Below are 16,769 nucleotides of genomic sequence, written 5' to 3'. Positions count from 1 at the left end.
AATGGGCAAAGTAACAGGCTTTCTTGAAATAGATCGCCAGGAACAGCGCTACGAGCCCGCCTCGGACCGCGTTCGGCACCATCGCGAGTTCACAATTCCGCTCACCGAGCCGGAAGTGAGGAACCAGGCCGCGCGCTGCATGGATTGCGGCATCCCCTATTGCCATGGCGATACGGGCTGCCCCGTGCACAACCAGATTCCGGACTGGAACGATCTCGTTTATCAGGACGATTGGGAGGAGGCCTCGCGCAACCTCCATTCGACCAACAACTTCCCCGAGTTCACCGGCCGCATCTGCCCCGCGCCGTGCGAGGAAGCGTGTACATTGAACCTCGAGGACGTGCCCGTCGCCATCAAGACCGTGGAACAGGCCATTGCCGACAAGGCCATCAAGGGCGGTTGGGTCCGCCCCCAGATCGCCGACAAGAAGACCGGCAAGAAAATCGCCGTCGTCGGTGCTGGCCCGGCCGGTCTCGCCGCAGCGCAACAGCTTGCCCGCGTCGGCCACGAGGTTCACGTTTACGAGCGTGAGCCAAAGCCCGGCGGCTTGCTGCGCTATGGCATCCCCGATTTCAAGATGGAAAAGGGCCATATCGATTTCCGTCAGGCCCAGATGGAAGCCGAAGGCGTGATCTTCCACTTCGGCGAACATATTGGCATCAGCCGCCCCTTCGCCGAGCTTCAAGCTGGCCATGACGCAGTGCTTCTGTGCGGCGGTTCGGAATTTCCGCGCCATCCCGGATGCGAGGGCACCGAATTTGCCGGCGTCCACTACGCCATGCCCTATCTCGTCCAGCAGAACCGCCGCAATGGCGGAGAGCCGGTGACAGACGAACCCATTCTTGCCGCCGGCAAGAACGTAGTGGTGATCGGTGGCGGCGATACCGCATCGGACTGCGTAGGCACCGCCTTTCGCCAGGGTGCCGTCTCGGTGACCCAGCTCGATATCCGCCCGCGTCCGCCCGAAAAGGAAGACAAGCTCACCTCGTGGCCCAACTGGGCCGTCAAGATGCGCACCTCTTCCTCGCAGGCTGAAGGCGCCAATCGTGAGTTCCAGGCCGGAACCGTCGAGATCGTCTCCGACGAGCGTGGCCACGTCTCGGGCGTCAAATGCGCCCGCGTCGGCACCGATCGCCAGCCGATCGAGGGCAGCGATTTCATCCTGCCTGCCGAACTGGTGCTGATGGCCATCGGCTTTGCCCACCCGGTCCATGAAGGCATGCTCGAACAGCTTGGCGCCAGGCTCGACAAGCGCGGCAATCTGTTTGCCGATACCTTCAGCTACAAGACCACGGTGGATGGCGTTTACGCCGCCGGGGACATGCGCCGCGGTCAGTCGCTGGTCGTCTGGGCCATCCGCGAGGGCCGCCAAGCAGCCCGCGCCATCGATCTCGATTTGATGGGTGAAACGGCGCTGCCGCGCTGACCGGTTTGATTTGAATCTAAAAAAAAGCCCCGGACAGCCTCCGGGGCTTTTTCTTTATCGCCCGCGCGGGTTTTCGATTTCGACCGCGGCCTTGCCCAGCCCAAATGCATCCACCCGTCCGGCGGGCGCATCGAGCATGTCTTCGAGCGCAAAACTGCGCGTGCCAGCGGTTGTTTGACCGGCAAAAATGAGATCGTTTGCCCTTTGCGCCGCACCGCCCAGATCCTGGACGAAACTCGCCATCTCGAGCAACCGCATCTGCTCGAGCCCCTGATAGGGCGGTCGGATCATCCCGGCCGCATCGGTGCCGGCAAGAAAATCGGCAACCTCAGATGTACTGCCCGAAAGACTGATCCGGCCACCGCTGGTCGAACCCATGGCCCGGTCGATGTAAAAGGCCAGCTTGTCGGCCCCGGCCGCGGAAAAATGGATGCCGTCACCCTTGCGCATATCAACAATATTGCCGTTCAGGTCCGGTCCATTGGCGCTGTAGCTGCCATCCTCGCCCAGATAGCGGTCATAGGTCTCGACCCACGCCGCTCCAGCTGCATTGACAGCGGCTTTGTGGATGGAGGAAATCTGGGCCATTGCCGCACCATAGCTGGGCTGCTGCATTGGCGGCAGTTCAAGCCAGATGGCCTGTTTCCCGGCGGCGTTTATATCGGCGAGAAACGCATCGATCCGGTCCCGGTACGCGTTGCGCCAGGGGTCGGACAGTGCCTCGGCCCCGTTGAGCGCCTGACGGTCATTGATCCCGATCGCGACCACCGCCACATCGAAGCTGTCGGCAATGAGCTCGTCCTCTATCGCCGCGTTCCAATCGTAAAAGTCGTCACGCACAAAGCCCGAAGACCCAACAGCCCGTTCCCGAACCACGATTTCGGGATTGTCCGCATAGAGCCGCTCGAGCGCGCGCGCCAGATCGACGGCCAGCGAGTCCCCGAATACGGCCACTCGCCGCGCATTATCCGATTTTTCAGCCCCTGTCGGCGCAGGCGGCTCGGCCTGCTGTGTACGCGGCGCCGGTTGCGCCTGCGGACGAGATTGAGGCTGGGATGTCACCGGCTGTTCCGGCTGGCTCTGCTGCTGCTCGTTGCCAGACCCGAAGAGCACCTCAAACAACGTACGCGTGCTGCGCTCCTGCGCCATGGCGCTACCCACCGGCAGCGCCAGCAAGACACTCACCAAAAATACAACGATTGCGCGCCACACGATCATGATGGATTTCTAGTCCAATTCGGAGCGCCCTCAAAGCGCCGCCACCTAACTATTGAACGGCATTGACCAGCACTCGATGCGCATCCAGCGTCACGAACCCATCAGCCACCAATCCGGTATTTGCCTGAAACCTTGCATAGGCCGCCTGCGTCACCGGTCCGATATTGCCGTCGATCGCACCCGCATAGTACCCCAATTGCGCCAGCATCGTTTGGATTTCAATCCGCTGCTGGCGACCGGGAAACTGCGCACTGCGTGGCCACGCGGTCACGAACGGTCCGCCACCCTTAAGCCTGTCAGTCAGATGCGCTACCGCCATGGCGTAGGAATCGGAAAAATTGTACCCCTTGAACACCAGATAATTGCGCGTCATCAGAAATTTCGGCCCATCGGCCCCCGCCGGGACATAGAGAAACACCTCGATTCCGAGGTCGGAAAACTGCCGCCCGGCCACCCGCGCCACGCCGCGCTCGGCAAAAAAGCTTATGGGTCGGAAAGTTTCCCGGTCGGCCAGCAGATAGTCGAAACCCTCGGGCAGCTCGACTTCAAAGCCCCAATCGAGGCCGGGGCGATAACCCAAGCCGCGCAGATAATTGGCCGAGGAGGCCAGTGCGTCGGCTAGCGAGGTATGGGGGTCCACAACGCCATCTCCATCCCCATCCTGGCCGTATTGGAGATAGGCTGTGGGAATGATCTGGAGATGCCCCACTGCACCGGCCCAAGAGCCAACCAGTCCCTGTGCCGATCCTCGCGCCCGCGCAATCCGCAGCGCGGCGATCAGTTCCGCCTCGTCTTCGGCCACCCGCCCGCGTCGCTGATGGGCAAGCGTCGCCAGAGAAGGAATGATCGGCTTGATCAGCGAGCGATTGGACAGCACCGCTCCATAATCGGACTCCATCCCCCAGATCGCCGCCAGCACGTATGGATCGACCCCGTAGCGCTGCCCGACACTGTTCAGCAATCCTCCATTGGCCGCAACTGCCGCCCGCCCGCGCGCAATTCGCTCCGATCCGATCCTGGCATCGAGATACTCCCAGACGGGCGTCACAAATTCGGGCTGCCCCGAGATCAGAGACGGGATCGAAGGGTCGGGCGCAACCGGCCCCATAACCGCACGATAGAAGTCACGGTCTATGCCATTGGCAACCGCAACCGCTTCCATCCTGTCTTTGAACGCGTCAAAGCTTTCGACGGGCTGCGCCAGTGCTGAGCCAGCCAGACACAACCAGACTAAAACCGCTCCAATCAGAGAATGGAGGGTCGGTCGTTGCGGGTATCGAGATATTTTTCCCATTTGTAGGCCATCTCCACGATTCCGGCGAGGTCGTCATGCCTGGGCACCCAGCCCAGCGCCTTGATCCTGTCGGCCCCCGCCACGATGGACGCCGGATCGCCCGGCCGGCGCGGCCCGTGTTCGACGGGGAAGTCGATGCCCGTGACCGATTTGACGGTCGAGATCACCTCGTCGACCGAAAAGCCGCGCCCATAGCCGCAATTGACGGTGATGCTTTCCCCGCCGCCGCGCAGATGGCCGAGCAACAGCCCGTGTGCAGCGACAAGATCGGAGACATGGATATAATCGCGCACGCAGGTTCCATCAGGCGTTGGGTAATCATCCCCGAACACGGCCATCTTCTCGCGATGTCCCAGCGCTGTCTGCACCGCAACCTTGATGAGATGGGTGGCACCGGCCGTCGATTGCCCGGAGCGCATTTGCGGATCGGCGCCCGCCACGTTGAAATAGCGCAGGACCCCATAGGTGATCGGATGCGCTCCCGCCACATCGGCCAGCATCCATTCACTCATCAGTTTCGATCGCCCATAGGGCGAGACCGGCGAGAGGATCGCGTCCTCGGCCACAGGCTCCAGCCCCACCATGCCATAGACCGCCGCGGTCGACGAAAAGATGAAATGCTTGACCCCGCCAGCCACCGCAGCAGCGATAAGATCGCGCGTATTGGCTGTGTTGTTCTGGTAATATTTGAGCGGATTTTCCACCGATTCCGGCACGACGATCGAACCGGCGAAATGAATGATCGCCTCGATCCCATGTTCGGCAATGATCTTGGATACCAGATTGGCATCGGCCACATTGCCTTCGACGAGCTTCACCCGATGGTCGACAAGCCAGGGAAACCCCGTGGTCAGATTGTCGAGCACGATAACTTTCTCGCCCGCATCCGCGAGATGCAGCACCATATGCGACCCGATATATCCCGCGCCGCCCGTGACCAGTATAGCCATGATCGTCCTTAAACTCGCTTGTGCCCTCGCATGCATTGCTGGCATGCAACTGTCACCACAATCTTGCATTAAGACATTGAAACTGTCTTAGTTTATGTCAAAGCAATCGCAAGGGAGTATGAAGTGGTCCAGAGAGTCCGTACAGCCGTCTTTCCTGTCGCCGGCCTTGGAACAAGGTTTCTTCCCGCCACCAAAGCCATGCCCAAGGAGATGCTGACGGTCGTCGACAAGCCGGTCATCCAGTATGCCGTCGACGAAGCCCGCGAAGCGGGTATCGAGCACTTCGTTTTCGTTACCGGCCGCAACAAGGGCGTCATCGAGGACCATTTCGACCGCCAGTTCGAGCTCGAGGCAACGCTCGAGGCGCGCGGCAAAACCGCTGCGCTCGAGCAGCTCCGCCGCGATCTGCCCAAGGCCGGTCAGTCCAGCTTCACCCGCCAGCAGGAACCGCTCGGCCTCGGCCATGCCGTATGGTGCGCCCGTGACATCGTCGGGCGCGAACCCTTCGCCCTCTTGTTGCCCGACATGATCTTCAAATCCTCGCCCGGCGTCCTCAAGCAGATGATGGACACCTACGAAGAAACGGGCGGCAACATCATCGCCGTAGAAGAATGCGCACCCGAAGACGTCTCCTCCTATGGCGTTGTGGCCCGTGGCGAAGGCCCCGACAGCGGATTCGCCATCACCGGCATGGTCGAAAAGCCCAAGCCCGAGGATGCGCCATCAAACCTCATCATTTCGGGCCGCTATATCCTGCAGCCGGAAATCTTTGCGCTTCTGGGCGAGCAGACCGTCGGCACCGGCGGTGAAATCCAGATTACCGATGCCATGCATTACCTTATGGACCGCCAGCCCTTTATCGGCGTCAAATATGACGGACAGGTTTTCGATTGCGGCTCCAAGATCGGCTTTTTGACCGCCAACGTCGCCTTCGCGCTTGACCGACCCGATATTGCCGACGCGTTCTTGAGCGAACTCAAGAAGCTGACCGGCGATACCCCGATCAGTATTGAAGACTGACACCACCGCTGATCCGGTGCTCGTCGCGGCTGGCAACCGCCGCGGCGGGATCCTCGCGCAATCCGTAGTCATAATCGAGCGTTGCGGTTGTGTGCTGACCGAGCGTGAAATCGGCTCCCAGCCCGGCCGAATAGCTCCGGCTGGTCGCAGATCCGTCCTCGGGAACTACCCATTGCGCGCCCGCCGACGCCCGCAGCGCCAGCCATGAATTGGCCCTGTGGCGCGCGTCAAGTCCGACCTCATAGGTGGCGCTGGCGCCTGAACCGCCCTGTCCGGGCGTCAGTTCGGTGTCAAAGCTCGCTGTAAACTCGGTGGTCGTTGTCGGGCGATAGCCGATCGATGCGCCATAGACCCAGGTCTGGGCTTGCGGAACGGCGTCAGTGTCAAACGTCCGCCAGCCCGACCCCACCGAAGCCTCCAGGATCAAGACGTCGGACCAGTTTGCACTGATGCCCCCGCGCAACTCGAAATCATCGCCCGAACGGCTGGCGCCGAGATCGGGATCGATACCATCAAACTCGGTTCGCCCGGCACGGCCCTGCCCGAATATGCCGACAACCGGCGTCAGCTCATACCCCACCCTGAGCTCCCCACCATAGCGCGTTGAGGCTTCATGGCTGTTGTCGATCACCGTGCCACCGATCTGCACCGCCTCGCCAACCCAGTCGCGTGCGATCTCGCCTGCGCCGGTCACCGTGAAATTGCCGAACCGGTGCGTGTAACCAAGCCCGGCAGTGCCCGATACGATCACCGGCGCGCTGGCCAGGTCGGCTTCTTCGGTGCTCAACCCATCCGGCGCATCCTGAGACAGCGAGAGGTCAGCATTGAATGCCAGCCCCGCAGACGGAGAAAGACGATGGACGATGTCGGTCGATACATTGGTCGCACCGACGCGCGGATCGTCCGATTGCGGCGCAACCAGCGTGGCCGAGGCGTCCAACGCCAGATCGGTCCTCCCGCCTGAACGGGAATAGGAAACCGAAGGGATCGCCAGCATTTCGAACCGCTCGGTCGCCCCGCTGCGCACATAAGCACCCCGCAGTGCAACCCCATATCCAAGCTCTCCCCAATCGGCCGTGTCCGTGGAAACGGGGGCGGTCATGGCCGCTGGCATAGGCTCAGCGGCAGGCGCAGCCGGCGGCGCCTCGGTTGTGACGGGTGGCGGAGCTATGAGCGGCAGCGGTTCGGCGGGCAAGGCCACCGGGACCACAAGGTCGGTGGCCGGAAACTGGCACAGCGTTCCCGGCTGGCACCCCACGCCCAGCGATCCGCGCAACAGGTCGGGATTGTCAGTGCCAGACCCATCCCCCTGCCCAAGCGCCATCGAGGCACCGGTCAAAGCACCGGTTCCCGCAAGCAACAGGACAAGAAGTTTTCGGGCGCTGAAGTCCAATTTCGCGATTCCGGCCGTTATGACCGGAGGCTTTCAACTTATGGTTAATAAAGCCTTACCGAACGCCAGGTTTCCCACATCAGCGAAAGACTTAGCTCACAGCCTCGACCTCGAGCAGTCCGCCGCGCGCACCGGTGATCCGCACATGCGACCCCTCTGGAAGGTCCGGCCCTGAAACGCGCCAGAGCGTGTCATCGATCCGCACGCGCCCCACCCCATCACTGATCGCTTCGACCAGTACCGTTTCGCGACCCAGCAGGCGGGCGGTCCGCGCATTGATAAGCGGATCCTCGCTGGGCGGCGTATCACCGTGGCGGCGTCTTGAATAGGCCAGCCAACCGGTGACCAGAACCACCGACAGGATGCCGAACAGACCCCACTGGAACGGCCAGCCAATGCCGATCTGAAACACCGTCAACCCGGTCAAAAGCGCAGCCCCGCCGAGCCAGACCATGAAGACGCCCGGAACGACAAGTTCGACCCCGAGCAGCACGAGCCCGAAAATCAGCCAGGCCCAGCCCGCATTGTCTGCAATCAGCGCGATGAGGTCCATGGCTCGATCCTAGCTTTCGCTGCGCGTCGAGGGTGGACGGCCCGGGGCGTTGCGCCGTGGTCCCTCTCCGCCGAACGCCTCACGGGCGATTTCAGCCACCCCGCCCAGCGCTCCGATCACATTGGCAGCCTCGAGAGGCAGCATAAGCACTTTCTGGTTGGGTGCAGAGGCGATCTTTTCGAGCGCCTTGACGTAATTGTTGGCAACGAAATAGTTGATGGCCTGCACATCGCCCTTGGCGATGGCTTCCGAGACCATCTCGGTCGCCTTGGCTTCGGCCTCCGCCGAGCGCTCCCGTGCCTCGGCATCGCGGAACGCAGCTTCGCGCCGGCCTTCCGCTTCGAGCACCTGTGCCTGCTTTTCGCCCTCGGCCTTTAGAATTTGCGCCTGGCGCTGTCCTTCCGCCTCAAGGATCACCGCGCGCCGATCGCGCTCGGCCTTCATCTGCCGTCCCATGGCATCGACGAGATCGCGCGGCGGCTCGATGTCCTTGATCTCGATACGGGTGATCTTGACGCCCCAGGGCGCAACAGCCGCATCGACCACCCGGAGCACCCGCGAATTGATTTCGTCGCGATTGGAGAGCAATTCGTCCAGATCGAGTGAACCCATTACCGAGCGGATGTTGGTCATGGTGAGATTGAGCACGCCCTGTTCGAGATTGGAAATCTCATAGGCAGCCTGCGCCGCATCGAGGATCTGGTAGAATGTGACCCCATCTGCCGTGATCGAGGCATTGTCCTTTGTGATGACTTCCTGGTGCGGCACATCGAGCACCTGTTCCATCATGTTGAGCTTGCGCCCGATGCCATCGATGAATGGAATGATGATGTTAAGCCCCGGCTTGAGGGTGCGCGTATAGCGCCCGAACCGCTCAACCGTATAATTGTGCCCCTGCGGCACGGTCTTAACCCCGGCGAACAACACCAGAACGGCCAGAATGCCGATGACGATAAGGACTATCGAAAACCCGTCCATTGTTTAGCCTTCCCTCTTACCCGACTCACGGGCCGGTCCCACGGGAAGGACTTTACGGTCGGGTCAGACCGCTGACAATGTTGAGCTTGCCGCCTACAGCCAGCCCGACAGTTCGCGACGCACAACCGCTTCTATCATCGCCATGCCACCGGGCGTATCATTGAGGCAAGGGATATAGGCATAGCGCTCACCTCCCGCATGCATGAATTCCTCCTCGCCCCCGATGGCGATTTCCTCGAGGGTTTCGATGCAATCGGCCGAAAAGGCCGGCGCGAGAATAGCGACCTTCTTGACCCCCTTGGCCGGCAGCCCCTTGAGCGTTTCGTCGGTATAGGGCTGCAGCCATTCGGTGGGTCCGAACCGGCTCTGGAAGGTCAGCATGAGCTTCTCTTTCGGCCAACCGAGCTTTTCACGCACCAACCGTGTCGTCTTGTAACACTGGCAATGATAGGGATCGCCCTTGTCCAGATAGGATTTGGGCATGCCGTGATACGAGGTAATCACCAGATCGGGCTCGAAGTCGAGCTTTTCCACGCCTTCGCGGATCGAGTTTGCCAGCGTCTCGACGTAGATCTCTTCTTCGAAATAAGCCGGAACGGTCCGCACCGCAGGCTGCCATCGGATGTTGGCCAGCGCCCGGAACGCCTGATCGTTGGCCGTTGCGGTCGTAGTTGCCGAATACTGCGGATAGAGCGGGAACAGCAGGACTTTCTCACACCCCTGCTCGTGCAGCTTTTTAATGGCGCTTTCGGTCGAAGGATTGCCGTAGCGCATGCCGTATTCGACGATAACCCCGTCCGCCGCCATTGCGTCCTGGAGCTTTTCGGCCTGCCCGCGGGTAATCACCCGAAGCGGGCTTTCGTCGGTCCGCTTGTCCCAGATCTTGGCATAATTGGCGCCGGTCTTTTGCGGCCGGAAAGACAATATGCCCAGATTGAGAATCGGCCACCATAACCACTTTGGCGTCTCAATGACGCGCGGATCGGAGAGGAATTCCTTGAGATACCGTCTTACGCTCCAATAGTCGGTTCCGTCGGGCGTGCCAAGATTGAGCAGCAGAACTCCGATTTTGCGCGGTTTGACGGGCGGATGATCGGGCGGCAGGTGGGCGTTCATCGGTATCCTGGGAAATGCGAGGTGTGAGGGTATCGCTGTTGTTGGCGCGCACAATAGCGCCAAAGCCTGCCGGAGCAACACTCTGACGAAAAGATGCGGCCATTTGACCGCTCAATACGGCGGTTTGCGCTGCCTAGATCGCCGCGAAAAACAGGATCATGCCAAACGCCATGACCAATAGGGCGCCGGTCATCTCCAGCCACCAGACCACCGATTCGCCCGCCACGCCATTTCCGGTCAGCCGCAGAGCGCCGCCCTTGAGATAAACCGCCAGCGAGGCCAGGATCGCCACCGTTATCGCCGTTCCCAGCCCCATGAGAAAGGTTGCGGCGATACCGGCCGCCAGAACGCCCTGACTCAGTGCAAAGACCAGAACCACCAGCGCGCCCGAACACGGCCGAAGACCAACTGAAACGATCACCCCCAGCGATTCTTTCCACCCGCCGCGCGTCTGCTGCGGCGTGACATGATGCTCGCAACTGTGATCATGATGATCGTGTTCGCGATGATGGTCATGGGAATGGCCGTGATCGGGGGGATGGGTGTGGTGATGGTGCTTGTGGGGAAACACCAGCTTGCGCGCCGCCAGCCACGCGCCGAGCAGCGCCACCATGCCGTAGGAAATGACTTCCATCCACCATGCAGCCTGGCTCATGGCCATCGAGGTCAACTGAAGCGCGCCCGCGGCAACCAGAATGAATGCTACGGCGACTGCAGATTGCATCATGGCGGCGAAAAAGCTCAGGACGATCCCGCGTCGCAGCTGCCTTTCATTGGCCAGCACATAGGACGAAATCACAACCTTGCCGTGCCCGGGACCTGCGGCATGAAAAATCCCATAGAGAAAGCTCAAGCCGCCCAGCAGCCAGAAGGCGTTCCCATCGGTCCGCAATGCGCCCAGTGCCGAGGTCATCGTCCCGTAAAAACGCCGCTGCTGCTGACTGATCCAGCCGAAAAATCCACCCTGCGTCGGGACCAGAGAGGTTTCCGGCGGTGGCGCGGAAAACGGCGATGGCGGTCGTTGCGTGGTGGCCTCAGCAATCGCATCGAGCGCCGTCGCCGGCACGCCACCTGGACAGGTCACCGTGACCAGATTGGCCATGGCCCGCGCCGCCTCGCGCAAATCCGCCGGGATTTCGCTCACATCCGGCCCAAGCATCCAGAGCCGTTCCTCAAGCTCGGGGTCGATGGGTTGCGGCTCCTTGGAGACGACAGAGCAACCCTCAGGCGCCCCTTCCAGCGTCACCGAATCTTCATCGGGAAACGTAAAGGCTGCATAATATTCGGGATCGCCCACTTCGATGTCATAGACGCCGCCAACCGTTTGGGGCTCGGCAAATTGCATCGAAAACGTGAGCGTCACCCGCCCATCTTCATAAACCATGGACGGATCACTGGCGCCGGCCACGCCAGCATGACCATCTAGCCCTTCGGGATCGGCGAACGTGTAGTAGGAATAGAAATCGAGTCCCTCGATATTCTCGTCGGCCAGCGGTTGCAGTTCCTGGGGCGTCAAATCCCCGTCTCCATCGGCATCAAGCCCCTGAATCGCCCAGGCGGAAAAATATTCGTCAAACGTCCAATGGTGCCGCATGCCGACAATTGCACCATTTTCAAACAGCACTTCGCCCGCCGCGTCGATCCACACATGGGGATGCGCCACGGCCGGGCCGACACCCGCTATCAGCGCGGCAAGGCAGGCAGCGCTCAGTTTCTTGAGAAAATTTGAGGTCATGAAATCAGGAATTGACCGGATGGGTTTCAAACCATTCGACGAGGAAATCGATAAGCGCACGAACCTTGCCCGACAAATGCCTGCGATGGGGATAAACCGCCTGCAGGAATGGGCGTTGCGGCAAATATTCGGTCAGCACCGGCACCAGTTCCCCCTCTTCAATGGCCGAATGAGCAAGAAAACTTGGCAGTAGCGCGAAACCAAGGCCCTTTTGTGCCGCAACCAGCGCACCGGCGGGAGAATTTACCCGCACCGGTCCATCCACGTGCACAGCCACCGTCCGCCCTTCCTCGACGAACTGCCAATTGGCCTGGCCCGTCATGTTGGTATCGATGATGCACGGCACGCCCTTGAGCGCTTCGGGCGTCTGGGGCACCCCGTATGCCTTGATGACCTCCGGCGTCGCGCATACGGCAACCGAGGTTTCCGCGATCTTGCGGGCGATCAGCGACGTGTCCGACATGCGCGAGATGCGCAGCGCCACATCGATCCCCTCCTCGACTAGATCGACCATGCGGTCTTCGAGCCGCAGATCGAGCGTCACGTCGGGATGGGCACGGGTAAATTCGAACAGCGGTTCCAGTAGTGTCGATTCCCCGAAATTGCGCGGTGCGGAAACGCGCAATATGCCACGCGGCGCGGCGGTCTGTTCGGTGATCGTGGCGTCCAGATCGTCGAGCTGGGACAGGATTTCCCGCACCTCGCGGTAATAGGCTTCCCCCGCTTCGGTCAGGCTGAGCTTGCGCGTCGTGCGGTTCATCAGCCGGGCCCCCAGATAGTCCTCGAGATCGGTGACATATTTGGAAAGCAGCGCCTTGGACCGGCCGTGAATGCGCGCAGCGGCTGAAAAGCCGCCGGCATCGAACACCTGCACGAACGCCCTGATGCGGGCTAGGTCCTGGCTCATTGAGGCTCCCTTTGCGAATCTTTGAGCCAAGAAAGGTCGAACCGGGCCACATCGTCAAGCAATTGTGCAAAACCGGCCAGAATATGATCGGCCAGCGCAGCGCCTTTGTCTGCGCTGGCACTTTTGGCATCGCCGACCACGCCATGCGCGTTGAGATCCGAACTCAGCCACCCGAACCGGTGCCGCCCATAGGCCGAAAGATGGGTCATCCCCGCCTCGATGGGTTCGAGGGCCGAAGCGAAATCGTCCGCCCGGCCCATCTCAACCTTGTCGGGGAAATAGTGCAGCATCAGCGCTGTCTCGATGGCCCCGCCGTGGATGCCGTATCGCCGCTCATGCTCGTCAAACAACCCCTCGGGCATGCCGAACCGGAGCCAGGCCGTACTGATGGCCAGAAGGCCGAGCTCGGCGCGGGCCTTCAAGATCACGCTTTCCACAACCGGCGTATTGCCGCCATGGCTCGAAACGATCACCAGACGCCTGCCCCCCGCCTTCGCCCAGCTTTGGGCAATGCCGAACCATTCGGCGATCAAATCGCCTTCGTTCTTGCTCTGCGTTCCGGCCGCCCATAAATGCTCGCGCGACGCCCCTATGCGTTCAATGGGCAACACCACTGCGTCGATAGCACTGGAGAGATAGCCCGAGAGAGCGCTAAGATGGCCCTGGGCGATGTCGCAATCGGTCGAAGCGGGAAGATGAGGCCCATGCGCCTCGGTTGCAGCAACCGGCAGAATGGCGATGGTCCCCTCGCTCACCCGCACATCGGCAAGCGCGTCGATGTCGTTCACGAAAGTCAGCGGCACTGCGCGTCCCCGGAAAATTGGAATGTCGACCCTATAGCGCGCCAGGAGCACGGACAAGCGATGCGGCCCCTGATTAACTTTCCCGCCAAAGGCGATTCGACGGGAGCCCCGGTTTTGGCTAGATCAATATCCATGAGCAAATCCGCCGCCGGCTCGACCCTTTACCGTCTCATCGAAGCGGGCCATCTGGCCCGGCAGGCTCTGCTTGCCCCGCTCGCGGCGCGCGGGCTCGAAGCGGGCGATGACGCCATCCTGCTCGGTCTGGCCGATCCCTCGGGCGCAACCACCGAGGCCCTTGTCGCGTTCACCGGACTGGCTCCAGACCAGCTCGACATGAGGCTGGCCCGTCTCGAGGACCGCGACCTGCTGTTGCGTCTCGCCGTCGGCCCCGAAATGGAGCCCGGCGCCCGCCTGTCCCAACAAGGCCACGCCATGCGCCAGTCCATCGAGGATCACTGGGCCCACCTCGAGCAGGCCCTTGCCGAAGATCTTGGTGACAAACGCCATAGGCACCTGCGCAAGGCCCTCAAACGCATCATCGAAGTGCTGCGCTTTTAAATTTCAGGCGCTTGCCCTAATCGCCCTGGCCTCGGCCAGCGTTATTTCGGTATGCACCTGCCATCCATCGCCAGTTTGCGGAAAATCGGTGCGGAAATGGCCGCCCCGGCTTTCCGTGCGTTTTAGAGCTGCCGCCGCGACCAGCGTCGCAGACGTCACCATGTTGAGATAGGCGCGGGTCACTTCCAGCGCCGTGTTCTCCAGCTCCAAAAGCCCGCGCAGGGCCCGCTGGAGCCCTTCGGCATCGCGCTCCACCCCCACATCATTGCTCATGATCGCCCGCAGATCCTTGACCGCCTTGAGGTTGCGCAACACCTCCTCGGCCCTGGCGCCCTTTTCCGCGTCCCAGGCGATGCCGGCAAAATCGGGCAAGGGCCGCCGCTGCGGCTCAAGCCCTGAGATGTCTTCAGCAATCCGCGCGCCATAAACGATCGCTTCGAGCAGCGAATTGGACGCCAACCGATTTGCTCCATGCAACCCCGTACACGACGCCTCGCCGCACACCCAGAGGCCCGGTAGCGAGGAGCGACCATCCTCATCCACCTTGACCCCGCCCATATGATAATGGGCCGCCGGCGTCACCGGGATCGGCTCGGCAACCGGGTCGATCCCAGCCATCCGGCAATACTCGGCGACAGTCGGATAGGCCATGAGAATTTTCTCGCCCAACGCCGCGCGCGTATCGAGAAACACCCGCCGCCCCGCCTTGATCTGCCGGAAATTGGCCCGCGCCACAATATCGCGCGGTGCCAGTTCAGCGTCGGGATGGATATCGACCATGAACCGCTCGCCGAGATCGTTGACGAGAATCGCCCCTTCCCCCCGCAACGCTTCAGTCGCCAGAGGCGCCGGATCACACCCGGTCAGAATGGCGGTCGGATGAAACTGCACGAATTCAGGATCGGCGATAACCGCCCCCGCCCGAGCCGCCATACCCATGGCGTGTCCGCGCACAGAGGGCGGGTTTGTGGTCACCGCATAGAGTCCGCCCAGTCCTCCCGCCGCCAGAACCGTCGCCCGTGCCCGGATAAACACAGGCTCGACATAACGATCGCCCAGCCGGCGGCAGAAGACTCCTACTATTCGCCCGTCCGCATGGGCCAGATCGACTGCGGTAATCCCCTCGACCACGCGGATCGAGGGCGTGGCGCGCACCTTGGCGATGATCGCCTGCATGATGGCATGCCCGGCCCGGTCGCCCGACACCCGCACCACTCGGTTGGCCGAATGGGCAGCTTCGCGCGACAGGATGAAATGCCCCAGAGCATCACGATCGAACGGGGTGCCCCAGCTCGCCAGATCCTCGATCCGAGCCGCAGCCTCCCCGGTCACCGATTCGGCGACGCCGTGATCGACGATTCCCGCGCCGGCCATTTCGGTATCGGCCGCATGAGCCCGCGCGCTGTCGCCCTCCCCGACCGCCGCAGCCACCCCGCCCTGCGCCCATGACGAGGACGCCCCCGAACCGAGCGGCATGGGCGAAAGCACGGTCACCGGCCGCGGCGCCAGCTTGAGCGCGCAAAACAGCCCCGCCAGCCCCGCACCAACAATCACCACGCCTTCGGCGTTAAAGACGTTGTCGAAGATATCCAAGAAAATGTCCCCCGAGGACCGGCGCTAATTCCTGGGCCGAGAAAATTCGATCATCCGCTCCACCGCCGCCCGCGCCGGTTCCATCAGCTCCTCGGCAATCGTCACCTCCTCGGTGCCCGTGTGCAGGCTCCACAAGATGTTTTCAAGGTTGATGCGCTTCATGTGCGGGCAGATATTGCACCCGCGCAAGAATGCCACGCCTTCGGTTTCCGCCGCTACGTTGTCGCTCATCGAGCATTCGGTGACCATCACCACCTTGGCGGGCCGCTCGGTCTTGACCCAATCGATCATCCCCGAAGTCGACCCGGCGAAATCGACAGCGTCGATCACCTCGGGTGGACATTCGGGATGGGCGATGATCTTGGCGCCCGGATAGGCGGCTCGCAATTCGGCGATATCGTCGGCGGTAAAGGTCTCGTGCACCTCGCACGCGCCCGCCCAGGTGACGATCTTCTTTTTGGTCTTTTTCGCAGTATTCTGCGCCAGATACTGGTCCGGGATCATCATCACCGTGTCGCCCTCGACCGCCTCGACGATCTGCAGCGCGTTCGATGACGTGCAGCACACGTCGGTCACTGCCTTCACGGCGGCCGATGAATTCACGTAGGTCACCACCGGCACGCCCGGATATTGCGCCCGCATGACCAGAACGTCCTCCGCCGTGATCGAGGATGCCAGCGAGCACCCTGCACGGCTGTCGGGAATCAAAACGCGCTTGGAGGGATTGAGCAGTTTGGAGGTCTCGGCCATGAAGTGCACGCCGCACTGCACGATCGTTTCGGCTTCCACCTTGGTCGCCTCGATTGCCAGTTGCAAACTGTCGCCCACGATATCGGCAACGCCATAAAAGATCTGCGGCGTCTGGTAATTATGCGCCAGGATCACCGCGTTCTTTTCGCGTTTGAGCTTGTTGATCTGAAAGATCAGCGGCGCATAGAATGGCCATTCGATCTCCGGGATACGGTCCTTGACCTTCTCGAAAACCGGACGCGTTTCGGATTCGATCGCCTTGGAGAACTTCAGATCGAAATCGGCGGACAAAACGGCCCGCGCCTCTTCGATCGGTGTCAGGGCGTTGATCTGCTGGATCATGTTCGGGCTCCCCCGCCTGCATCGACATGGCCGCAAGCGACCCGCCGGCTTCACTTAGGGAGTTTTGGTTCCCAATTCAATAAAGCCCGTGCTAGAGCACGGATAACCCATAGAACTTTAGTTGGAGATCGCC

At 61.6% G+C, this 16,769-nt stretch carries 15 protein-coding genes; 3 read left to right on the top strand and 12 right to left on the bottom strand.

Annotated elements, in window-relative coordinates; translation table 11 throughout:
• Position 1 precedes the first annotated feature (1 nt).
• Complete coding sequence (locus tag OF122_RS03910; RefSeq protein ID WP_264226525.1) at positions 2-1,426, top strand: glutamate synthase subunit beta; 1,425 nt, start codon at positions 2-4, stop codon at positions 1,424-1,426.
• Positions 1,427-1,480: 54 nt separating this feature from the next.
• Here OF122_RS03910 and OF122_RS03905 read toward each other — a convergent pair whose 3' ends face one another.
• The 3 genes from OF122_RS03905 to galE are packed head-to-tail and all read right to left on the bottom strand — an operon-like array spanning position 1,481 to position 4,888.
• Positions 1,481-2,644 carry an SGNH/GDSL hydrolase family protein gene (locus tag OF122_RS03905; RefSeq protein WP_264226524.1) on the bottom strand — a complete coding sequence of 388 codons (1,164 nt, stop codon included), beginning with the start codon at positions 2,642-2,644 and terminating at the stop codon, positions 1,481-1,483.
• Between the two features lie 49 nt (positions 2,645-2,693).
• Positions 2,694-3,938 (bottom strand): lytic murein transglycosylase, encoded by a 1,245-nt coding sequence (locus tag OF122_RS03900; protein ID WP_264226523.1) that lies wholly within the window; start codon positions 3,936-3,938, stop codon positions 2,694-2,696.
• Positions 3,890-4,888, bottom strand: a complete 999-nt coding sequence (gene galE / locus OF122_RS03895; protein WP_264226522.1) for a UDP-glucose 4-epimerase GalE — start codon at positions 4,886-4,888, stop codon at positions 3,890-3,892. The genes OF122_RS03900 and galE overlap by 49 nt, the downstream gene beginning before the upstream one ends.
• 123 nt (positions 4,889-5,011) lie before the next feature.
• Here galE and galU point away from each other — a divergent pair, with 123 nt between their 5' ends.
• Positions 5,012-5,908, top strand: a complete 897-nt coding sequence (galU, locus tag OF122_RS03890; protein ID WP_264226521.1) for a UTP--glucose-1-phosphate uridylyltransferase GalU — start codon at positions 5,012-5,014, stop codon at positions 5,906-5,908.
• Here the strand turns inward: galU and OF122_RS03885 are convergent.
• From OF122_RS03885 to OF122_RS03855, 7 genes are all read right to left on the bottom strand, one after another.
• Positions 5,892-7,301 (bottom strand): outer membrane beta-barrel protein, encoded by a 1,410-nt coding sequence (locus OF122_RS03885; protein ID WP_264226520.1) that lies wholly within the window; start codon positions 7,299-7,301, stop codon positions 5,892-5,894. The two genes, galU and OF122_RS03885, sit on opposite strands and share 17 nt — an antisense overlap.
• 91 nt (positions 7,302-7,392) lie before the next feature.
• Positions 7,393-7,854, bottom strand: a complete 462-nt coding sequence (locus OF122_RS03880) for an NfeD family protein (protein WP_264226519.1) — start codon at positions 7,852-7,854, stop codon at positions 7,393-7,395.
• 9 nt (positions 7,855-7,863) lie between these two features.
• Positions 7,864-8,832 (bottom strand): SPFH domain-containing protein, encoded by a 969-nt coding sequence (locus tag OF122_RS03875; protein WP_264226518.1) that lies wholly within the window; start codon positions 8,830-8,832, stop codon positions 7,864-7,866.
• A 93-nt stretch (positions 8,833-8,925) separates the two neighbouring features.
• A complete protein-coding gene (gene hemH, locus OF122_RS03870; RefSeq protein ID WP_264226517.1) occupies positions 8,926-9,948 on the bottom strand; it encodes a ferrochelatase in 1,023 nt (340 codons plus the stop codon).
• A gap of 133 nt (positions 9,949-10,081) precedes the next feature.
• Entirely contained in the window at positions 10,082-11,683 is a 1,602-nt protein-coding gene (locus tag OF122_RS03865) for a HoxN/HupN/NixA family nickel/cobalt transporter (RefSeq protein ID WP_264226516.1), read from the bottom strand.
• A 4-nt stretch (positions 11,684-11,687) separates the two neighbouring features.
• Positions 11,688-12,590, bottom strand: coding sequence for a LysR family transcriptional regulator (locus OF122_RS03860; RefSeq protein WP_264226515.1), 903 nt, complete (start codon positions 12,588-12,590; stop codon positions 11,688-11,690).
• A complete protein-coding gene (locus OF122_RS03855) occupies positions 12,587-13,393 on the bottom strand; it encodes a creatininase family protein (RefSeq protein WP_264226514.1) in 807 nt (268 codons plus the stop codon). Before OF122_RS03855 ends, OF122_RS03860 begins: the two co-directional genes overlap by 4 nt.
• A 132-nt stretch (positions 13,394-13,525) precedes the next feature.
• Between OF122_RS03855 and OF122_RS03850 the strand changes: the two genes are divergently transcribed.
• Positions 13,526-13,951 carry a hypothetical protein gene (locus OF122_RS03850; RefSeq protein WP_264226513.1) on the top strand — a complete coding sequence of 142 codons (426 nt, stop codon included), beginning with the start codon at positions 13,526-13,528 and terminating at the stop codon, positions 13,949-13,951.
• 3 nt (positions 13,952-13,954) lie between these two features.
• Here OF122_RS03850 and OF122_RS03845 read toward each other — a convergent pair whose 3' ends face one another.
• Together OF122_RS03845 and nadA are read right to left on the bottom strand one after the other, a co-directional pair.
• Positions 13,955-15,544 (bottom strand): L-aspartate oxidase, encoded by a 1,590-nt coding sequence (locus tag OF122_RS03845; protein ID WP_264226512.1) that lies wholly within the window; start codon positions 15,542-15,544, stop codon positions 13,955-13,957.
• Between the two features lie 24 nt (positions 15,545-15,568).
• Positions 15,569-16,636: a quinolinate synthase NadA gene (nadA, locus tag OF122_RS03840; RefSeq protein WP_264226511.1), complete on the bottom strand. Its 1,068-nt coding sequence runs from the start codon at positions 16,634-16,636 to the stop codon at positions 15,569-15,571.
• Between the last annotated feature and the right edge of the window lie 133 nt (positions 16,637-16,769).

Origin of the sequence: Pelagibacterium flavum, assembly GCF_025854335.1 — a bacterium.
GTDB classification, from domain to species: Bacteria; Pseudomonadota; Alphaproteobacteria; order Rhizobiales; family Devosiaceae; genus Pelagibacterium; species Pelagibacterium flavum.
Note: the sequence above shows the minus strand (reverse complement) of the source record. Positions and strands in the feature narration are given on the sequence as shown.

Coding starts and splice junctions, on each gene's coding strand:
- OF122_RS03910 (WP_264226525.1), top strand. CDS start 2: ATGGGCAAAGTAACAGGCTTTCTTGAAATAGATCGCCAGGAACAGCGC.
- OF122_RS03905 (WP_264226524.1), bottom strand. CDS start 2,644: ATGATCGTGTGGCGCGCAATCGTTGTATTTTTGGTGAGTGTCTTGCTG.
- OF122_RS03900 (WP_264226523.1), bottom strand. CDS start 3,938: ATGGGAAAAATATCTCGATACCCGCAACGACCGACCCTCCATTCTCTG.
- galE (WP_264226522.1), bottom strand. CDS start 4,888: ATGGCTATACTGGTCACGGGCGGCGCGGGATATATCGGGTCGCATATG.
- OF122_RS03880 (WP_264226519.1), bottom strand. CDS start 7,854: ATGGACCTCATCGCGCTGATTGCAGACAATGCGGGCTGGGCCTGGCTG.
- OF122_RS03875 (WP_264226518.1), bottom strand. CDS start 8,832: ATGGACGGGTTTTCGATAGTCCTTATCGTCATCGGCATTCTGGCCGTT.
- hemH (WP_264226517.1), bottom strand. CDS start 9,948: ATGAACGCCCACCTGCCGCCCGATCATCCGCCCGTCAAACCGCGCAAA.
- OF122_RS03865 (WP_264226516.1), bottom strand. CDS start 11,683: ATGACCTCAAATTTTCTCAAGAAACTGAGCGCTGCCTGCCTTGCCGCG.
- OF122_RS03860 (WP_264226515.1), bottom strand. CDS start 12,590: ATGAGCCAGGACCTAGCCCGCATCAGGGCGTTCGTGCAGGTGTTCGAT.
- OF122_RS03850 (WP_264226513.1), top strand. CDS start 13,526: ATGAGCAAATCCGCCGCCGGCTCGACCCTTTACCGTCTCATCGAAGCG.
- nadA (WP_264226511.1), bottom strand. CDS start 16,636: ATGATCCAGCAGATCAACGCCCTGACACCGATCGAAGAGGCGCGGGCC.